The 20474-nt window shown below is 43.3% G+C and carries 14 protein-coding genes; 9 read left to right on the top strand and 5 right to left on the bottom strand.

The genetic code is table 11. The features are described 5' to 3' along the window. Positions 1-22: 22 nt before the first annotated feature. Positions 23-1744 (top strand): assimilatory sulfite reductase (NADPH) hemoprotein subunit, encoded by a 1722-nt coding sequence (gene cysI / locus ASL11_RS04095; RefSeq protein ID WP_056609990.1) that lies wholly within the window; start codon positions 23-25, stop codon positions 1742-1744. Positions 1745-2073: 329 nt separating this feature from the next. On the opposite strand, the gene ASL11_RS04090 is transcribed toward cysI, so the two are convergent. Further along, positions 2074-3270, bottom strand: coding sequence for a Stk1 family PASTA domain-containing Ser/Thr kinase (locus ASL11_RS04090; RefSeq protein WP_056609988.1), 1197 nt, complete (start codon positions 3268-3270; stop codon positions 2074-2076). Positions 3271-3507: 237 nt separating this feature from the next. On the opposite strand from ASL11_RS04090, the gene ASL11_RS04085 reads away from it, so the two are divergent. The 5 genes from ASL11_RS04085 (at position 3508) to ASL11_RS04065 (ending at position 14902) form a co-directional block, all read left to right on the top strand. Beyond that, positions 3508-5652: a methyl-accepting chemotaxis protein gene (locus ASL11_RS04085; RefSeq protein ID WP_056609987.1), complete on the top strand. Its 2145-nt coding sequence runs from the start codon at positions 3508-3510 to the stop codon at positions 5650-5652. A gap of 144 nt (positions 5653-5796) precedes the next feature. Beyond that, positions 5797-7452 (top strand): hydroxysqualene dehydroxylase, encoded by a 1656-nt coding sequence (locus tag ASL11_RS04080; protein WP_056609985.1) that lies wholly within the window; start codon positions 5797-5799, stop codon positions 7450-7452. A gap of 28 nt (positions 7453-7480) precedes the next feature. Beyond that, the gene (locus ASL11_RS04075; RefSeq protein ID WP_056609982.1) at positions 7481-12670 is read left to right on the top strand and encodes an AAA family ATPase; all 5190 of its coding nucleotides are present in this window, start codon (positions 7481-7483) and stop codon (positions 12668-12670) included. A 145-nt stretch (positions 12671-12815) separates the two neighbouring features. Beyond that, entirely contained in the window at positions 12816-13985 is a 1170-nt protein-coding gene (locus ASL11_RS04070) for an iron-containing alcohol dehydrogenase (protein ID WP_056609979.1), read from the top strand. Then, complete coding sequence (locus ASL11_RS04065; RefSeq protein ID WP_056609977.1) at positions 13982-14902, top strand: EamA family transporter; 921 nt, start codon at positions 13982-13984, stop codon at positions 14900-14902. The genes ASL11_RS04070 and ASL11_RS04065 overlap by 4 nt, the downstream gene beginning before the upstream one ends. 77 nt (positions 14903-14979) lie before the next feature. Here ASL11_RS04065 and ASL11_RS04060 read toward each other — a convergent pair whose 3' ends face one another. The 4 genes from ASL11_RS04060 to ASL11_RS04045 all read right to left on the bottom strand — a co-directional run bounded on the left by ASL11_RS04060 (position 14980) and on the right by ASL11_RS04045 (position 17762). Next, positions 14980-15354: a hypothetical protein gene (locus ASL11_RS04060; protein WP_056609972.1), complete on the bottom strand. Its 375-nt coding sequence runs from the start codon at positions 15352-15354 to the stop codon at positions 14980-14982. 420 nt (positions 15355-15774) lie between these two features. Continuing rightward, positions 15775-16662: a LysR family transcriptional regulator gene (locus ASL11_RS04055; protein WP_056609967.1), complete on the bottom strand. Its 888-nt coding sequence runs from the start codon at positions 16660-16662 to the stop codon at positions 15775-15777. Positions 16663-16740: 78 nt separating this feature from the next. After that, positions 16741-17499: a twin-arginine translocase subunit TatC gene (gene tatC / locus ASL11_RS04050; RefSeq protein WP_056609965.1), complete on the bottom strand. Its 759-nt coding sequence runs from the start codon at positions 17497-17499 to the stop codon at positions 16741-16743. Between the two features lie 32 nt (positions 17500-17531). Next, positions 17532-17762, bottom strand: a complete 231-nt coding sequence (locus tag ASL11_RS04045; RefSeq protein ID WP_082595234.1) for a MerR family transcriptional regulator — start codon at positions 17760-17762, stop codon at positions 17532-17534. Positions 17763-17982: 220 nt separating this feature from the next. On the opposite strand from ASL11_RS04045, the gene ASL11_RS04040 reads away from it, so the two are divergent. From ASL11_RS04040 to tatA, 3 genes are read left to right on the top strand one after another with little or no spacing between them, the layout of a single operon-like run. Next, complete coding sequence (locus tag ASL11_RS04040; RefSeq protein ID WP_056609963.1) at positions 17983-19590, top strand: flavin monoamine oxidase family protein; 1608 nt, start codon at positions 17983-17985, stop codon at positions 19588-19590. A 17-nt stretch (positions 19591-19607) separates the two neighbouring features. Continuing rightward, positions 19608-20171 carry a RidA family protein gene (locus ASL11_RS04035; protein ID WP_327205083.1) on the top strand — a complete coding sequence of 188 codons (564 nt, stop codon included), beginning with the start codon at positions 19608-19610 and terminating at the stop codon, positions 20169-20171. A 21-nt stretch (positions 20172-20192) separates the two neighbouring features. After that, on the top strand, positions 20193-20405 hold the full coding sequence (gene tatA, locus ASL11_RS04030; RefSeq protein WP_056609959.1) for a twin-arginine translocase TatA/TatE family subunit: 213 nt from the start codon (positions 20193-20195) through the stop codon (positions 20403-20405). Positions 20406-20474: the final 69 nt, after the last annotated feature.

Here is a 20474-nt window from a genome sequence, read left to right as displayed (position 1 = left end):
TCGCGAGAGGAGAAAGCTCAAGATGTCAGAAAATAATTTACTATCGAAGAATAGTGCTCCGCATAGTGATGTTGAACAAATTAAAATCCGCAGTAATTATTTACGCGGAAGTCTAGAAGAAACGCTTGAAAATCGCATCACCGGTTCCATCCCTGAGGATGACAACCGTTTGATGAAATTCCACGGCAGCTACATGCAAGACGATCGTGACTTGCGTAATGAACGTGCGAAGCAGAAGCTTGAGCCTGCCTATCAGTTCATGCTGCGCGTACGTGCTGCAGGCGGTATCGTAACCTCTGACCAATGGTTGATGATGGATCGTGTTGCTCAGAAATATGCGAATGGCACCATTCGTCTTACAACACGTCAATCCTTTCAATTGCATGGCGTGATCAAATGGAACATGAAGAAAACGATTCAAGAAGTTAACGCATCTATGCTAAGCACGCTTGCTGCATGTGGCGACGTGAATCGTAACGTGATGTGTAACCCGAACCCCTACCAATCCGAAATTCACGGCGAGGTATATGAGTGGGCGAATCGCATCTCAAACCACTTGGATCCACGTACGAGAGCGTATCATGAGATTTGGTTAGACGGCGAGAAAATCGTCGATAGCCGCGACGCAGAAGAGCAAGAGCCGATTTACGGACCTGTGTATTTGCCACGTAAGTTCAAAATCGGTATCGCAGTCCCACCATCCAACGATGTAGATGTATATTCACAAGATCTTGGTTACATCGCGGTTATTGAAGATGGCCGTTTGGTGGGCTTTAACGTATCCGTCGGTGGCGGTATGGGGATGTCTCACGGAGATGTCAAAACGTATCCGCAAGTTGGTCAAGTGATCGGCTTCATTAAGCCGGAGCAGGCTGTTGATCTAGCTGAGAAAACAGTCATGATCCAACGCGATTACGGGGATCGTTCCGTTCGTAAGCATGCTCGTTTCAAATACACAATCGATGATCGCGGTATTGAGTGGTTCGTGAATGAACTACAAACGCGTCTAGGTTGGAACCTTGAGCCAGCTCGCGCCTTCCATTTCGAATCCAACGGAGATCGTTATGGTTGGGTGAAGGGCAGCAATGGCAAATGGCATTTCACAATGTTCATTCAGAATGGCCGCGTGATGGATGATGGAGACTACCGTCTGATGACAGGTCTTCGTGAAATTGCAAAGATTCACACGGGTGATTTCCGCCTAACGTCGAATCAGAACTTGATCATCGGCAACGTCAGCGCTCAGAAAAAGAAGAAAATCGAAGAACTGATCAAAGATCACGGCATTACGGATGGTCTTCACTATTCAGCATTGCGTAGAAACTCGATGGCGTGTGTTGCGTTCCCAACTTGCGGACTTGCAATGGCGGAATCGGAACGTTACCTACCGTCTTTGATTACGAAAGTCGAGTCCATTCTTGAAGGTGTAGGCTTACGTGAGCAGGAAATTACGATTCGGATGACAGGTTGCCCGAATGGTTGCGCACGACCAATGCTTGCTGAACTTGCGTTCATCGGTAAGGCTGCAGGCAAGTACAACATGTACCTTGGTGGCGGATTTGCAGGAAACCGCTTGAATAAATTGTACAAAGAGAACATCGGTGAATCTGAGATTCTGGATTCCTTGCAAACGATCATTCCTCATTATGCCAAAGAGCGTCAGCATGAAGAACACTTCGGTGACTTCGTTATCCGCGCTGGCTACGTGAAAGAAGTTCGTTCAGGTCAAGATTTCCACGCTTAAAATGAAAAGAGCAGTTCGAGTCGTTCGAGACTTGAACTGCTTTTTTTACCTCAATCAGCAATCTAATGCGAAATAGATGGAAAATCCCCATCTATTTCCTTGCATTTCTAACCTAAAAGGAAGATAACTGGAAAAACTCCAGCTATTTTCGGTCATTTCTTGCGAAATTTGCAGAAACCCGATAATTATCTGGAGTTTTTCCATCTACATGTAGAATACAACCGATTTACTTGAATTTAGCTGTATGTTTTCAAGTTAAAGCTAAGAGCCTTGAGATCGGAATTTACACCTGTTCCCGTTCTCAGCGACTCTTTCTCTCACTTATCTCCTCACTGTGCCCCCTTGCTCACCCAAAACGTCACATTATCCCCAGCCAAGCCCTTGGTTCCTGCTTTTGGTTCCTGTCTCGTTACGATACCTTTGGCCTGGGTGCTTGTTTCAATGACAAAGTTGTAGTGAAGTCCTGCAGCTAGCGCGAGCTGTTCCGCATCCGCTTGTGTCTTGCCTACCAGATTAGGTACTTCAGTTTCCTCGGAAGCTTCATTCATACTCGTTAGCTTAGCATTTGGCGTGGCACTTGGGCTTACGGTTGCTATTGGTGTACTTGTTGGCGTAGGAGAGATGATGACGACGGTTTGAACAACCTTTGGCTCTGGCCACAGATACCATACAGAGATAATCCCTATCACGAGAGCTGAAACGGAACCTAGCGCAATCAATTTAGCTGAACGAGTAGATCGGGTATGGCTCTCATATTGAGCAGTTGGCAGTACTTCTGTTGTCTCCTCAGAGATCAGCTCATCTTGTTTTATACTTTTGTTGTTAGAGTTGTTAGGGACAGAAGGAGGTAAACTCCGCAGTCCGAATACGAGTGAGGATAGCGAAGATTGCCCATGACATATAAATTTGATGAGGCGAATCAAAGCTAATTTTTGCTCTGTCGTCGCACTTGGAATAGAAGCACGCTCCAGACTCGTATGCATAACCTCGAATGTGTCGGAAATCGTTTCGCTCCCCGTAAGCAACTGAATCATTAAGCGGCAAAGGCCAACGGCTCCTTGCTCTTGATGTTCATCTACCTCCCAATAGTTGATGACGGAAAGTTTATTCTGATCGGTTAACCATAAATTATCTGGACGTACGGAAAAGCCTGTAATCTTGTCTTCCATTGCATCTAACAAGGAAACTCCTAGGTCGCTAATAATCGCGACAACAGCGGCATAGGTCCATTTGCGTTTGAACATGGTATGGGCAAACAGCGAACCACTTTTGGCTTGTAAAATAATGGTGACGGCATCCTGGGCGATAGATGTATCCAACATGTGATGAAATCCATCGTGAATAAACGCGGCTTTATCCTGAAGTGAGCTTATGTAATCGACACCGAGTTGATTGTGACGAAGCGCTTTACGATACAGTAATACTTTGCGAGTCAGAAATACATCATCACCATAATGGAGAGTTCCATGAGGGAAAGAGACGATTTGTGTACTTGGCACGTATCGTGTACCTATTCGATCGGGCATGGAATAACCATCCTCTCTGGCGTGTATGATTGGTTTACCCTTTATTATAAAGGATTCGAAGGCAGATAGGAATTTAGGAGTACTCGTTATAAAAAATCACATAATTAAGTGAAAAATTTGTGGAATTTTATCAAAATAGTTCGAATTGCCTGTATTTTGATAGGATTCGTTGTAAGATGGGTCCATAAATTAAGTTTCGTGTCAGTATAGTTGACGCAAATGGAGGCGTGGATCAGGATGAAAGATAACCGAATGGGTACTAACTTGACTTCACCGTTGTTTAAGCATGCAATTTACTTATTGAATAAACTTAGGTACCCGCATAAATTTTTCCTTATAGGTTGTGTATTCATAATTCCGATTACACTGTTAGCCGAACAATTATTAGCTGGGACAACGCAAAATATGCGTGGAGCTAAACGCGAAATGTCAGGGATATCTGTTCAACGTGAATTGGGTGAATTGTTGATCCGATTGGATCAATTCGGACAAGGTTTACCTTCGACGGACGGTGTTCAACCACCTGAGAAGACAGATTTGAAACAAGTGCAAGTACAAATTGATCGTACCATGTCGTGGTTGAAAGCGGAAGTGGAGCATGCCAATACATCATTGCTGGAAGAGAAATTTGTTTCAGCTATCTTGGAGCAGTGGCAATCAATTACTTCGAGTATAGATGGGTTAAGTCAGAAGTACTATGAACTTCAACATGAGCAAATGGAACAACAGGTGATCCAACTCATACATACGGTTGAACAGCAGGCAAAACTGGATTTGGATCCTGAGGAAAGCACGAGTGCCCTCATAGACTTTACTGTACATCTTTTTCCTGCATTTTGGAACAATCTTGAGAAAATTGAGCGAAAAGGCATCGAAGTTGCTGCTCGTCGGTCTATCAAAAACCCGGAGGAACAAGAGGAACTAATCCATCTAAGTGGTGAAGGACAGTCTATTTTAACAGAGATTCAATCGGTTGGTGAACAGTTGCATAAGCTAAATCCTGAGACTGCCTCCATGAGTCTTGCCTTGCATGAAAAGAGTGTATCGTCTGCGCTTGTAACATTCGGAGCATTGAATGAGAAGCTAGTCAATACGGGTGTTATTCAAATTACGGCGAAAGAATTCGCGGCTACATCACGTACATCCAAAGAGGCAGCAATTGCTCTGTATACGTACCAGATTAGCTTGTTAACCGAATTACTCCAACAACGTGTGGATGCTTATACGAAAAGTTTAGTGTTTGACGCACTTATTGTACTGGGAGTACTGCTTCTAGCTGCGTATTTGTTTATGGCTTTTTATATATCTGTGAAAAAGGGGATTGACGAGCTAGCTCGAGCTTCACAGCTGCTTGTTGAAGGGGATATGACAGTCCGTGTCCAATCCCACTCTAAGGATGAATTTAGCAGCGTGGTAAACGCTTTTAATCACATTGCAGATAGCTTTACAGATGTTATTCGCCAGAGTCGACTTGTCGTTCAGCGAGCATTCGACTCGTCCAAGCAACTTCAAGCGAATGTGAAGGATACCTCCGCTGATTCGAAGGCTATTCAGTCCATCATGACCGATATGTCACAAGGCTCGGAGGTCTTGATGAAAGGCTCAGAGGAAACCTCATTTGCGATGAACGAGGTGGCTGCCGGGGTTCAGCGCATTGCAGAAACATCCTCATTCGTCGCTGAAGCGGCCAACGAAGCTGCGCTCGAAGCAAGACAAGGCTTTGAAGATATGAACCTAGCTGTACATCAAATGACTTCAATCAAAATGAAAGTATTTGAAACGGCAACCACGATCTCGGAGCTTGTTGATTTATGCACGCAGATTGATCGAATGCTTGATGTGATCACAGATATTTCCGGGCAAACTCGGCTTCTGGCTTTGAATGCTTCCATTGAAGCGGCGAGAGCAGGTGATCAGGGTAGGGGTTTCCAGGTGGTCGCTACAGAGGTAAGGAAGTTAGCTGATCAATCAAGCGAATCTGCCAAGAACATTGTTCAGTTGATTGCGAAAGTGAAGAGCAGCTCTAAATCTGTCGTAGAGAAAGCGCAATTGGAGATTGCCGAAGTAGAGAAGGGGGGCATGCTAATCGCAAAGGTAGGCATCGTATTTGAATCGATCTTGCACGCTGTTGATCAGGTAGCGGAACAAATTCAGGAGGTCTCAGCCGCTTCTGAGCAAATATCCGCGAGTACACAGCAAGTATCCGCCTCGATGGAGGATAGTGTTCAGATTTCACGGAAAGCAACTTCTTACACACATGATGTTACCTTGTCTCTACAGAAACAAGCAGCCTCGACCATGGAAGTCGAGCGCTCCTCAACAACATTGAATCACATTTCCGAGGAGCTATTACACGCATTAACTCATTTTCAGCTTGATTAATACGTATGGCATAAACCTTTCATTGCTGACTACCACAGCAATGAAAGGTTTTATTTTACTAGGATTATTCTATGCGTAAGCGGTTCTAAATGATATGATAGAGAAACCATGTTTTGACAAATTAAACCAAAATGAGGAGGAAGTATGTTGAAAAAGGTCGCAATTTTGGGTGGCGGTGTTGCTGGATTGAGTGCTGCTCATGAGCTGATCGTACGAGGATATGATGTGTCTGTTTACGAGTTTAAGAGTATTCCAGGCGGAAAAGCGAGAAGTATGCCATATGTTGGTAGTGGGAAGGGTGGACGAAGGGATTTGCCGGGAGAACACGGCTTTCGTTTATTCCCACGCTTTTATCGACATGTCATTGATACGTTGAAACGAATTCCTTACGAAAATAAAACCGTTTACGATAACTTAATGGAAGTAACGCGATTAGATATCGCTACCCATACAGCACCACTGCAGCCTCTCCCTGCCAAAATCGTAGTTAACAAAGATAATATAGCATTAGCGAAGGATCTGATAAGTCATAAACTTGGGCTTACGAAAGAAGATTTAGAGCAATATGGTAGGAAGCTTTGGCAAGTCATGACGAGTTGTGAAGAGCGCATTCGCGAGGAATATGAAACGATCGATTGGTGGGATTTCATAGAAGCAGAGAAGCAATCTCCTGCATTCCAGAATATATTTGCAGGTTTCACCAAAACGTTGGTTGCCTGTCAATCCAAAGTCGCAAGTACGCAAACTGTAGGGCCTGTAGCAGCTCAGATGACGCTGAATCTGTCTACGCCAGGAACGAGCTTCGTGCGTCTCTTGAATGGGCCAACGAATGATAAATGGATATACCCTTGGTTGACGTTTCTTCAGGGGCGAGGCGTGGACTATCATTTAAATGCCAAAGTTGAGCGTATTCATTGTGTTGACGGGATTATCCGCAGTGCGGAGATTACGGAGAACGGGGAAACGATCCATATTGAAGCGGATTACTATATTGCTGCGTTCCCTGTTGAAGTGATGGGGCCTCTAATTACAGAGGCTATGCTCGAGGCGGATCCAACGCTCCAAGGGGTTCAGAGGCTTGTGGATTCGGTCGCTTGGATGAACGGCATTCAATATTATTTGAAAGAAGACGTCCCCGTAACACATGGACATGTGATTTACTTGGATGCTCCATGGTCATTGACTTCCATCTCCCAGAAACAATTTTGGCCAGATGTGAATTTAAGTGAATATGGTGATGGCAGCGTCAGAGGAGTTCTCTCCATTGATATTTCTGATTGGGATGCACCTGGTATTCTTTATGGTAAACCGGCGACCCATTGTACACCAGAAGAAATTAAGGAAGAAGTCTGGGCTCAGATGAAGCAAAGTCTGAATGTAGATGGTGCGGTTATTTTGAGGGACGAGAATCTTCATTCCTGGTTTTTGGATAGTGACATTCAATATGATGAAGTGGCACAAGCTTGCACGAATGAAGCCCTTCTGTTCATTAATCGTGTCGGTACGTGGGAAGATCGGCCAGAAGCTTTCACTGGCATTCCGAATCTCTTCTTAGCGTCAGATTATGTGCGTACAAACACGAATCTAGCGACGATGGAAGGGGCTAATGAAGCAGCGAGACGAGCGGTTAATGCCCTGCTGAAACAAGATGAATCAACAGAGATGCCATGTGAAATATGGGACATGTATAAATTCGAGATGGGGAATATCGATGTGTTAAAAGTTTTTCGACAGAAGGACAAGAAGCGCTTCGACAAAGGACTTCCTTGGAATGGCAAAGTTCTAAATTTTAAGTTCTGACAGGCGATTTTGTGAGGGGGTATTAGGGTTGATTTTTCCGGATTTTGAGTTCATCAGACCCATCCACCAGGATGAACGGACGGTCCTATATCGTGCGGTTCATAAGCAGTCTATGGAGAAAGTAATGATTAAGACACTTCGTTCTGATTTTCCGATTTCCTCGGATATTGCCAGACTTAAGCGCGAGTATGAGATTGGGAAGATGCTGGATATTCCCTGTGTGCTTAAACCATTATCCCTTCCGAAATTCCAGAATAATTTTGCTTTGATTTTAGAAGACTTTGATGGCGAAGCATTAGCCAATTTATTCCCGGTCTTCAGAAAGTCCATTCAGGATTTCTTAGCAGCTGCCATTCAAATCGTCAAGATGGTTGGGGATGTTCATAAAAGGTATGTTATTCATAAAGATATCAATCCAAGCAATATTTTCGTGAATTGGGAAAAGCAAATCATGAAACTGGGTGATTTCAGCATCTCATCTTTTACAAGAGAGCGGCAAGAGATGCTGGATCCTTTGATGCTAGAGGGAACGCTTCAATATATGTCCCCAGAGCAAACAGGGCGAATGAATCGGATCATCGATTATCGGACGGATTACTATTCGTTAGGAGTTACGTTCTATGAAATGTTGACGGGGAGATTACCTTTCCAAACGGAAGATCCGGTGGAATTAATTCACGGGCATTTAGCAGTGACTCCTCCACCTCCCGATCAATTAGTGAACGGTATTCCTAAACCAATTTCTGATATGATCATGAAGCTGCTTTCCAAGAATGCCGAGGATCGCTATCAAAGTGCGTATGGTATCCTGCAGGATCTCGAATATTGCTTAGTGAAAATCAACGCTGGAGAGGATATTGGGGAATTTACAGTAGGGATGTATGATATGACGGATCGATTTCAGATTCCGCAAGGCTTATATGGGCGAGACAAAGAGATCGATAAACTGCTGCATGTGTATGAGCAGGCCGTTCATGGCTCATTGGAAGCGGTTTGGGTAACAGGGGAGTCTGGATTTGGTAAGACGTTCCTAATTGCTGAAACGATGAAAATGATTATGAAGGACCGTGGGTGGTTCCTCTCAGGGCGATTCGAGCCGAATAAACAGCACGTATCCTATCACGCGCTCTCGCAAGCGCTGAGGGAATTAGTAAGACAGCTACTGACAGGTAAAAATAGGCAAATTGAAGAGTACCGTGACCGGTTGCTTAGTGTCTTAGGAACTAGCGGCAAAGTCATTATTGATCTTGTACCTGAGTTAGCTTTACTGATAGGCGAACAGCCGAATGCGAAGCAGCTTCCGCAAAAAGAAACGCAGAATCGCCTGCATTATTTGCTGCAACAATTTTTGTTGGTTTTTTCGGGGAAAGATCGACCGATCGTTCTATTCTTAGATGATCTGCAGTGGGCAGATACGGCATCCTTACAATTTTTGGATCTGCTTTTGAACAATACACAAATGAAATATTTCATGTTTATTGGTTCATATCGCGGTGAGTATGATACGAATTGGTTGTCTTCTATGCATGTTCAACTACTCGATAAGCTGCCGCAGCACCTTGTGTTGGATCGAATCGTGTTAAAAGCGTTGAAGCTAGAGGATGTTCAAACCTTGGTTGCGGAGTCCTTGATTTCGGATGAGGAGCACGTTACGGAGCTGGCTGTGCTTATTTTGCAGAAGACTGGAGGCAATCCATTCTTCGTCAAACAATTTCTGACGGCCTTGCATGAGCAAGATTTACTCTCGTTTAATTATAAGGAAAATCGTTGGATCTGGGATATGAACGAGATTCAAAAACTGCGAATTACAGACAATCTGATGTTTCTTCTTGCTGAAAAATTAGACCGTATGCCACCGAATACGCAAAATATCTTGCGCTTAGCTGCTTGTTTGGGCGTTTCTTTTGACTTGGAAGCATTGGGTATTATAATGGGAAAATCCTTCATCGACGCTTTGCAAGAGTTGGAACTGACGATACAGAATGGTTTGATTATCCCCGTAGGAACAGATTATAAATTCTATAACGATGCACAAGGTGAAGCGGCTGCGAGAGATATTCGGTTTATGTTTGTCCATGATTCCATTCAAGAAGCTGTATATGGCTCCATTGAGGAATTGAAGCTGCCTGGGATGCATCTGAGCATCGCTCGGATGCTGCTGAAGGAACTGGCGAATGATGAGATAGAGAAGCGTCTGCTTGAAATTGTTAATCATATGAATTTAGGTTCAGCACTGCTCAGTATGGATCATGAATTAATGCAATTACTTGAATTTAATTATAATGCGGGACGCAAAGCGAAATCCTCGAATGCGTATCGTTCGGCTATCCAATATTTTAATAAGGCATTAGAAGTGATGGATCAGATTGAGGGATTTGAGCAGAAAGAATTAGGTTTTGCGATTCGCTTGGAGAAGTCGGAATGCCTCTATTTGAGTGGTCAAGCGGAGGAGGCAGAAACCCTCTATGAGCAATTGCTGTTAGGACCATTATCCAACGAGCAGAAGCTAGAGGTCTATAATCTGCAAGTCGTCTTGCACACGAATATTGGCAAGCATCATCAGAGTATCAAGGTTGGATTAAAGGCATTAGCAGAGCATGGCATCCGATTGTCTGTTGCACCGTCTAACATGTATATCTTAATGACGTATATAAATGTGAGAGGTTTGATCGGGCGAAGAAGTACGCTGGAGCTGTATGATTTACCAATTATGGAAGATAAGTTTCGGATGAAACTAATTGATTTAATGATGAGTGTCGCGGTGTCTGCCTATTTCGTAAATACGAATTTATTCGTTCCTTTTATGTTAATTATGACAAAGCTTGCTTTGAAGTATGGGAATACGCCTTCGATGGCGTATGTGTATGGTGCTTATGGCCTGATTCTTGGGTCAGGCTTTGGAGATTACCAGAGGGGCTATCAATATGGTCAACTTGGCGAGCGGATGAACGCAAGGTTTCAATCTCACCAATATCGGAGTAAAAGTTATTTCTCATTGGGATTGTTCATTTCTCCTTGGGTGAAATCGTTACGCATTTGTCTGGAACACTTGAAAGAGTCATTTCGATGCGGCATTGAAGATGGCGACCTTGTGTTTGCCGGGTATGCGCTAACCTATCAGATGCTTATGAAGGATTTTCAGGGAGCTGTACTCGCGGAAGTTAAAGAAGATTTGGCCAAAAACTATCGCATTTTGGAACAGACGAATCATCATGATACCCTGCTTATGCTTGAGATGCTGCGAATGCTGACCTTGAATTTGGAAGGGATGTCGGTGAATCCGATCCTTTTCGGCAATCATCAGGAAGAGGAAGAACAATTCGTTAGTAAGCTTAAAGTTCACCCAAATCAGGTTATTATCCATGTATATTCGGTAAAAAAAATGATGCTGTACTATTTGTTCGGTTATTTTGAAGATGCAGTAAAGACAGGGAAGTCGACAGAGTTATATCAAGCTGCATCTTTTGGTTTATTTCATATACCTGAAAATTACTTCTATTATGTCCTCTCCATTGCAGCGGCATTTCCTGAGCTTCCAAGTGATGAACAGAGATGGCTTGCTAGGCGAGTTAAGAAAATGCTCAGAAAGATGGATAAGTGGGCTGCTCATTGCCCTGAGAACTATTCGCACTTAACATTGCTCATGCATGCAGAGTGGAATCGTGTGAGGGGGTTTGGGCAATTAGCGGAGCAAGGATATGAATCGGCCATACGACAAGCGCGTGAGCAAGGATTTATTCAACATGAAGCCATGGCTTGCGAGATAGCGGGGAAATATTACAAGCAAAGTGGCCGCGAAAAATTCGCAAAAACGTATTTCGTTGATGCTTACTTTGGTTATGTGAATTGGGGGGCAAAAGCGAAGGCGGATGATCTAAGGCTTAGATATCCGGCTTACTTTACAGGTCGTGCGGAGTCGCCTGATTGGGCAACAACCAAAATCAGTGATTATTCCTTACAAGCCATTGATTTTAAAACAATTATGAATACGTCGCGCTCCCTCTCAAGTGAAGTGAATCTAGAGCAACTGATCAAACGATTGATGGAGATTGTTACGTATTCTTCCGGTGCAGAGCGTAGTATTCTTGTTTTGAAAGATAAGGATCGCTTGTACGTTGAAGCGGAGATGCTTGCGAGCTCAGGGAAGGATTCCTGTAGGGTGAGCTCTGTTTTGCTCGAAACACGTGATAATGTTCCGCAATCCGTGATCCAGTATGTTGCGCGTATGAAAGAGGGGATCGTGTTAGATGATGCGGAGAAATCAACGCTTTTCTCATACGATCCTTACATAAGACAAGCGGAAAGTAAATCCATCTTCTGTGAACCGATTCTACATCAAGGTAATCTAATTGGTGTCTTTTATTTGGAAAACAATTTAATTCGCAATGCCTTTACATCAGATCGCTTGGATGTGATCAAGTTACTATCCGCTCAAGCTGCGATATCCATTGAGAATGCTAGATTATACAATGATCTGGAGTCCAAAGTAAAAGAACGTACAAATGAGTTAATCTTGATGGAGACTTCGCGGCGCGATCTTTTATCGAACATTTCACACGATCTAGGGACGCCACTCACATCGATCCAAGGTTATGTAGAAGCGATTCTAGATGATGTCATTCAAGAACCAGAAGAACAGAAGAAATATTTGAGCGTCGTGCATATGCGTATCGTTGGTATTCAACGTTTAATTACGGATTTATATCAACTGAGCCGACTTGAAACGAAGCAGTTCCATTTCCAACTGGCCTCAACGTCTTGTATGACGATGATTCGTCAGCTTTTTGACAAATATGAATTGGATACTCAAAATGCTGGAATTGCCTACACGTTAAACATGGCGCAGATGAATGGGCAGGACATGCTGACTGTGGATGTGGATCGAATTGAGCAGGTGTATGCCAACATTATTTACAATGCGATTAAATTTTCGACCAAGGGATGTTCCATTCATGTTCAAGCCGAGATAAGGGACCAGCCACGTGAACTTGTTATTCGGGTATCCGACACAGGAGTTGGGATTAGTGAGGAGGATCTACCTCATATTTTCGAACGGTTCTATAAGGTATCCAAATCAAGAAGCAACTCGGGCGGAAGCGGCTTAGGGCTCGCAATAGCCAAGGAAATCGTGCAATATCATGGTGGGCAAATTTGGGCGGAAAGCCGATTAGGTCAGGGCTGCAGCATTTCATTCTCACTTCCTTTACATCGCATATAAGTGCTCTAAACCGTACATCTTACTAAGAGGTGTGCGGTTTTTCTCATGGAAAGGAGTGTCTATACCAAAGGTGTTTCCAATGCTATTGAATTAGAGTTGTGATATACTTCTGTAGATATTAGTCATCGAAGGAGTTTACACACATATGCAATCATTTATTCAGTATAATCCAACACGATTATGGTTTGGCGTAGGTCAGATCAAACAATTGCAACAAGAGCTAGGAAATACCGGGAAACGCGTGCTGCTAGTTTATGGTGGAGGTAGTATCCGGGAAAATGGTGTATACGATGCTGTGATGAAGCAGCTTCTAGATAGGCAAGCCATTGTAGTTGAAATGTCGGGTGTTGAACCTAACCCCAGGTTGACAACAGTGAATAAAGGTATTGAGCTATGCCGAGTGAATCAAATCGATCTGATCCTTGCTGTTGGTGGGGGGAGTGTCATTGATTGTGCTAAAGCCATTTCGATAGGTGTTTATTACGATGGGGATGTTTGGGACATCATTACGAGGAAAGTTGAACCGCAGGAGGCTCTGCCTCTGGGGACCGTATTAACACTAGCCGCGACAGGCTCGGAGATGAATAACATCTCGGTTATTACCAATTGGGATCGAAATGAGAAGCGCGGTTGGAGCAGTCCATTAGCTTATCCGGCTTTTTCTATTTTGGACCCTGCTTATACCACATCCGTTCCATTAGATCAGACGGTTTATGGCATTGTAGATATGATGTCACATGTGCTTGAACAATATTTCCACCGAACCGAGCATGCCCCGATGATGGATCGTTTCATGGAAGCTGTCTTGCTGACCGTTATGGAGGCTGCGCCGAAGCTATTATCGAATCTGGAAGATATCGAGCATCGTGCGACGATTATGTATGCAGGAACTACCGCATTTAATGGTTTGCTGTCTTGTGGGACAGATGGAGGCGATTGGGCGTCTCATCAAATTGAGCATGGTTTATCCGCCGTTTACGATATTCCTCACGGAGGAGGACTTGCTATTGTATTCCCGAATTGGATGATGCATTGTGCAGAAGATGATCCTTCGCGGATGAAGAAATTGGCCATATCGGTTTTCGGGATCGATGACACGGGAAAAACGGATCACGAAGTGGCTCTAGAAGGAATTCAAGCCTTGCGTCAATTCTGGGATTCACTCGGAGCGCCGAGCCAGCTCGGCTATTATGGTATTGATGATCAGCGCATCGAAGAATTAGTGCACAAATCATTTATGAAATCTACGATTGGTCAATATAAAGTCATGACTAGAGACACTGTCAGAGATATCTTGTTAAGGTCATTAGCATGAAATACTACGTATATGTATTAGCTGGCGCTTGCAGCTTTGGGTTGTTGTCAACATTCGTAAAGAAGGCTTACGAGTCTGGTTTTCATGTGGGTGAGGTGGTTGGCTCACAAATCTTTTTTGGACTCATCATGATGTGGATCATGGCTTTCGTAACGGCCAAATCAGCTAAACAAGGATCAGCAGAAGCCCAAACGTTTCGTGTTTCACCTCGTAATGCCCTCCTGCTCATGTTAGTAGGAACAAGCTCAGGCTTAACCGGGATATTTTATTATGCAGCATTGCAATACGTTTCCGCATCATTTGCCATACTTTTATTATTTCAATTTACATGGATTGGTATCGTCCTAGAAGCTATTATGGATCGAAAACGTCCCAGCAAAGATAAACTCATCGCACTTATTTTCTTATTTATCGGCATTATTATGGCAAGTGGTTATCTAAAAGGAAATCTCGAAGCACCCTCGTGGCTTGGAGTAGGGTTAGGATTGCTATCTGCATTGACGTACGCGGTGTTTATTGCCATGAGCGGTAAGGTTGCTAAGCAAATTGCGCCAATCACGCGAGGTGCTGTGATGCAAACAGGCTCCTTTATCATCGTCATGCTGATCTTCCCGCCTCATTTCTTGTGGAATGGCTCCCTGCATGAATCACTATTGCCATGGGCATTACTGCTAGCCTTGTTCGGTGTCGTAATACCCCCATTGTTCTTTGCCATCGGTGTACCGCGTATTGGCGGTGGAATGGCCACGATCATGAGCGCAGCGGAGCTGCCGACGGCTGTCATTATGTCCTTCATCGTACTCCACGAATCTGTGAGTGGACTGCAGTGGTTAGGTGTAATTGTGACGATGTTAGGCATAGCGTTGCCAGAGTTATTGAAACGAAGACAACGTGCCCATCGTCTTCAAACCGAATGATACAAGTGGATCTCCAAGTAAGCAGGAGATCCACTTTTTTTGCACAAAAAAAGGCCTATAGGCCTTTAACATGAAAGCTATACAATCGCAAGCTGTTTCACTTCAAACTTAACTGTTGTTAAATGAGTGAGCTCAGGGAGCGAGAAATACTCAGCTAATCGACGAAGGCGCATGTAAATTGTTCGTAAAATAACAGAATCCAATTCGGTAATCATTGCTCGATTCGCGATATAGTCGGTCATACTCATTTTGATTAGAAAAGGACTGTTTCTTAAATCTGTATATTTCTTAGGTTGAAGCGGGTTGCCCAAGTTAGTCAAATATTTGGTTTGCTTCAAAGCGGATTGAAAACGTTCGACACAGGTTTTGGAAACGGGTATGTACCTTTTGCCGCCCATAGCGTCAGACACAGTAAGTATTTGCTTTTTTTCATCTAAGGAATTACTTTTCAAATAAACAATTTCGTGCGGAGCGACACCCTCGATAAGTAGACGAATAATAATAGCATCTTGCGGATTGATACATTGTGTCTCGATAAATTGGATTTTCTCTAGAGTAAGAATACGAAATCAACATCCCTTCAAGTTTGAACTTAATTTTCTGCAAATTACATTTGGTTTTCAGAAATAAGCAACTATACATGATATGAGATGTGCGGATGGAATATGCCTAGAACTTTGTTATGAGGTAACTATAGCTGAAAATGAAGGATGGAACAATGAGGGAAAAGCCCTAAATAATGTTAGTCTAAATTCGACAAATTCATCGAGTGCCACATTATTTCGAGCTACAGAAAAGGGGGGAGGGCTATGGATTTTCGTTGATAGGGAAAGGATCAGAGCTGGTAGGTGGGACATGTGTGACTACGGATGTCACATTGCTGCGATAATGGTTTTAAGTTCCTTCGTAAATTCTTTGCAAGGCAGTGAAAGATGTCGGCTCTTAAGGCGCAAGGTTCGGAAGGAAACCCCAAAATCTATACCAGTGACTTCTATTGCAACAATGCTCCCTGTTTCTAAATAAGGGTCATACCGCATCCCTGTCTCCGTATAGAAGCCAATCGCGATTCCTTCAGAAATAATCCGTTTAGCTGCTTCTGAATTCCCTAGCTTAAAAAGAATATTAGGCTCGCCATGCTTTTTAAATATGTTCATTAAGTAATCAGAGGAAATCAAAAGAGGCTCTTGAAGGAGTTCTTCAATAGTGATGCTTTTTCGGTGCGCTAAAGGGGATTTTTTACCCACATAGGCCATAATTCGGCAGTCCATCAAATGTTCCGAGATCAGCTGCGTGTTGGGGCTTTGATAATTTCTTGCGACAGCAATGAGTCCCAAATCGACTTGTCCACTTAGAACCTCTTGGATAATCTGTGGATAATTCAATTCCATCATGATTAGATCAACATCCGTGTGCTTATCTTTGAAAACAGCCAGCGTTGGAGGCAAAACACTCAAACAAAGACTTGGCACAGAGGCAATGGAGAGAGAGCCTGAAAGTTGATTGAATTGAAACCCTGCTGTTTCACGAAGTTCTTCTACTTTATTCATGATCTCTATAGCTTTGCTAATAATTAATTTCCCGTCTTCCGTAGGAGTGGCTCCGGTGCGCGAACGGACGAAAAGCTTCACGCCGAGCTCTTCCTCTAAGCTGACAATCGCTTGAGAGATGTTCGGCTGGGATACGTGAAGCTTTTCCGCTGCTAAAGAAATGGAACCTGTTTGATTAATTTCAATAATATAAATGAGTTGTTCAATTCGCATAGTTCACCTATTCTGCATGTCAGTTAACGTAACTATATCCGAATTGGTAGAGATGAACAATATGAGAGAAGGACTATTTTAAGAGATGCCATATTCAACTTGACTGAGGCTCTGTTCCCGTTGTTGCCCGTTATACACGATGCGAGAAAGTAAAATGCTGATTTCATATAATGCGAATAAGGGAATAGCTACCATAAGATGAGAGATTAGATCAGGAGGAGAGATGAGACTAGCTGTAATAATAAGAATCAAATAAGCGTATCTGCGTACTTTGTGAAGTAATTTAGGATTCAGCAGCTTCAGTTTCGTGAGGAACATAACGACAATCGGAAGTTCGAAGGCTAAAGACAACGGAATAATAATATTGAGCATAAAGCTGAAATATTGAGCAACACCGTAGGTTTGAGTTAATCCAAGGTTTTCGGTAACGCTCAAAGTGAATTTGATACACATCGGGAACACAACGAAGTAACCGAAAGCTAAACCAATCATGAAACATAAAAACGTATAGGGAATGTACCGCAGTGTGGCGACTTGCTCTTCTTTAGTAAGTCCTTTTTTAACGAAAGCCCATATTTGATAAAGGATAAAAGGAAGCGTTAACGTGAGAGAGACGGCGAATGCGATCAACATATAAATACGAAGGCTATCCATCGGTGAGAAGACATGCCAAGTAATATCGGATGCTGTAGAGCTGTGTTTGAGGTAAAGGAGAATTTGCTGGGCGAAAATGAAACCAATAATTAACGTAAGGATCATGGCAATAAGGATACGAATAATGCGTGTGCGCAGTTCTGTTAGATGCTCGACCAGTGACATCATTTCTTTGATTTGCATAGGAGTCCTCCAGTCTAATGGGGATGTAAGTGTTAGGAACCGGCTAGCATTCGTCTTAATTCTACCGTATGAAAGCCGTCAGTTAGCTTTGTGTGTATATCCATAATCGTTTGTATATCCTCGAATGAATATTTACGAACGCCTCCCTTGCTTCTGTCTGGAAAAATAAGCTTGCGGTCCTCATAGTAGCGAATTTGCCTTTCTGTTAACCCTGTCAGTTCACTTACGATACCAATTTGAATTACCTTCTTCTTTGTCATCATCAGCCTATCCCTCCAGTTAAATGTAAGGTTAACTAACTTATAAGTGACATTAATTAATGAAACTCTATCATTATCTGGAAAATCTATCAAATAAGCGTTGGTTATCTTAGTATAACTAAAATTTATGTAATGTTATCTTACATAAAATAATGACTATTCCTTCTCTCGCTGTTACGTTTAAGTAGCGGATAGCCAAACTCAAACACGAGGAGATGGATGTATGGAGAAGACACCGATCCAGGAAGATCAAATTACACGCAGACAATTTCTGACAACAGTCGGCAAACTAGGAGGGTCAGCTGCAATATTCAGTGTGATGGGTACTTTAGGACTACTCTCCCCTGAAACGATGAAAGCAGCAGATTATACACCGCCGTCGGGCAGGGATCTTACATCAACAAACCGCAATGGGAAGAAAGTGATCATCTTAGGTGGAGGGATTGCCGGAATGACGGCAGCCTATGAGTTAGGGAATGCAGGTTATCAGTGCACCATCCTAGAAGCGAGAGCACGCTCAGGTGGACGAGCATGGACGGTGCGCAGAGGTACGACGGTAACGGAGATCGGTGGCGTAAAGCAAGTAGCCCGCTTCGATAATGGCATGTATTTCAATGCAGGGCCAATGCGAATTCCTCAATTTCATGTGACACTGGATTATGCCCGTAAATTCGGAGTTGCCATAGAACCTTTTAACAATGTGAATGAGAGCGGGTACTACTATAACGAAAATGTAGGCGAGTTGTCAGGAGTGAAAATTCCTAAGCGGCAAGCAAAAGCCGATGTGCGTGGTTATGTCGCAGAAATGCTGGCTAAAGCTGTTAATCAGAAAGCGTTAGATCTACCTTTGACAACAGAAGAGAAAACGAAGCTTGTTGCGTATTTGAAAAGCGAAGGGGATTTGAATGCGGATCTGTTCTATAAAGGTTCAAGCAGAGCTGGATATGTGGAAGAGCCGGGGGGTAAATTTGACGCAGGTGTTCGTAGGGATCCATTTAGCTTGAAAGCGATTATTAATTCTGGTTTTGGTCAATTTCTCAGCAGTGAGTATGGCTATGATCAGCAAATGATGATGTTCCACCCTGTAGGCGGGATGGATATGATTGCGAAGGCGTTCGAGAAACGCGTAGGCGATAAAATTCAATTCAATGCGGAAGTTCAGGAGATTAAGCAGTCTTCCGATGGCGTTAAGATTTTGTATAAGGACTTGCTTAGCGGAGCAAATAAAGAGATTGCTGGCGATTTCTGTATCTGTACCATCCCGCTTCCTGTCCTCAAGAACATTAAAGCAGACTTTTCTCCCGAAATGTCAACCGCAATAGCGAAGATTAGCTATGCTGCAGCAGGCAAAATTGGCCTTCAATTCAAGCGTCGCTTCTGGGAAGAAGATGAGATGATTTATGGTGGAAGCTCATTAACGAATATGGATATTGCCAATATCTATTACCCGCCGACCGACTATTTTTCTAAAAAAGGAATTCTATTAGGCTATTATTCATTTGGAGGAAACGCAGATAAACTAGGTAGTATGTCACTTGCAGCTCGTGAGGAATATGCATTAAGCCAAGGCGCAAAGATTCATCCGCAGTACCACAAGGAGTTCGAAGCATCTTTCTCTGTGGATTGGAAGAAAATTAAATATAATCAAGGCGGCTGGGCCTCCTATACGGCAGACGATCGTAAGAACTACTATCCAACCCTATGCCAACCCGATGGTCGAATTTATTTGGCAGGAGAGCATATCAGTTATATTACTGCATGGCAGGCCGGGGCTATTGAGTCTGCGCGGAAAGTCGTTACTGAAATTCATGAGCGAGTAATGAAAGAGTAGAGGAGAAGGAGTGAATCATGATGAATATCACGAAAAAGTGGAAGACGATCGTAGCAGCTACCGTTGGTTCATGCCTGATTTGCGTAAGTGCTTATGCGGCTGGGACAGAGAAATCAAGTAAATATAATGCAGAGCCGATTAACGAAGTTGAATTTTATGGTAATCCTGCTTCTTCCATTGCTGCGGGTGTGTCGGTCCCTGCGGGAGCATCCTATTTATTTACGAGTGGAACGGTGCCGCCGGTTATTAACAAAGAAGGCAAGACCGTATATGAGCGTTACGGGGATACGAAAACACAGGGGATTGGCATTCTAAAAGCCATTGAAACGCAATTAAAAGATAAAGGTCTCACACTTGCAGATGTTGCCTATCTTCGTGTCTATGTGACACCAGATGCAGCCAAAGAAGGCAAATTCGATTATCAAGGTTGGTTTGACGCATATGCGCAATTTTTTGGTACAGAAGCTAATCCTGTGAAGCCAGCACGTTCCACGGTTGGGATTGCAAGCCTCGTTAGCTCGGATTGGCTAATTGAAATTGAAGCTGTTGCTGTGTATCCAAAGCGCCATAACCAAGACTAATGAAACGGAGATGATGTGCCTATGCTGCAAAATATTGGATTACCTGGACTCATGTTAATTTTAGTCGTTGTATTGGTATTGTTTGGACCGTCTAAGCTGCCTGAACTTGGTCGAGCTGTAGGTCGTACCCTGCATGAATTTAAAAATTCAGCTAGGGAGCTCGTAGGTGAAGGGAAAGAATCCCCTGAACACTTGGAAGCTCCGGACAAACGTGTAGAAAAGGTCAACGTATAATCAGGCTAGGATAAACAGATCTTGTTTATTTTCTCTCAGGAGAAAATGGCAGGATCTGTTTTTTTTTTT

Origin of the sequence: Paenibacillus sp. Soil750, from assembly GCF_001428045.1 — a bacterium.
Taxonomy (GTDB): Bacteria; Bacillota; Bacilli; order Paenibacillales; family NBRC-103111; genus Paenibacillus_E; species Paenibacillus_E allorhizoplanae.
The sequence above is the reverse complement of the archived record's forward strand: the minus strand, read 5'-3'. Positions and strand labels throughout refer to the sequence as shown.

Coding starts and splice junctions, on each gene's coding strand:
- cysI (WP_056609990.1), top strand. CDS start 23: ATGTCAGAAAATAATTTACTATCGAAGAATAGTGCTCCGCATAGTGAT.
- ASL11_RS04090 (WP_056609988.1), bottom strand. CDS start 3,270: ATGCCCGATCGAATAGGTACACGATACGTGCCAAGTACACAAATCGTC.
- ASL11_RS04085 (WP_056609987.1), top strand. CDS start 3,508: ATGAAAGATAACCGAATGGGTACTAACTTGACTTCACCGTTGTTTAAG.
- ASL11_RS04080 (WP_056609985.1), top strand. CDS start 5,797: ATGTTGAAAAAGGTCGCAATTTTGGGTGGCGGTGTTGCTGGATTGAGT.
- ASL11_RS04070 (WP_056609979.1), top strand. CDS start 12,816: ATGCAATCATTTATTCAGTATAATCCAACACGATTATGGTTTGGCGTA.
- ASL11_RS04065 (WP_056609977.1), top strand. CDS start 13,982: ATGAAATACTACGTATATGTATTAGCTGGCGCTTGCAGCTTTGGGTTG.
- ASL11_RS04055 (WP_056609967.1), bottom strand. CDS start 16,662: ATGCGAATTGAACAACTCATTTATATTATTGAAATTAATCAAACAGGT.
- tatC (WP_056609965.1), bottom strand. CDS start 17,499: ATGCAAATCAAAGAAATGATGTCACTGGTCGAGCATCTAACAGAACTG.
- ASL11_RS04045 (WP_082595234.1), bottom strand. CDS start 17,762: ATGATGACAAAGAAGAAGGTAATTCAAATTGGTATCGTAAGTGAACTG.
- ASL11_RS04040 (WP_056609963.1), top strand. CDS start 17,983: ATGGAGAAGACACCGATCCAGGAAGATCAAATTACACGCAGACAATTT.
- ASL11_RS04035 (WP_327205083.1), top strand. CDS start 19,608: ATGATGAATATCACGAAAAAGTGGAAGACGATCGTAGCAGCTACCGTT.
- tatA (WP_056609959.1), top strand. CDS start 20,193: ATGCTGCAAAATATTGGATTACCTGGACTCATGTTAATTTTAGTCGTT.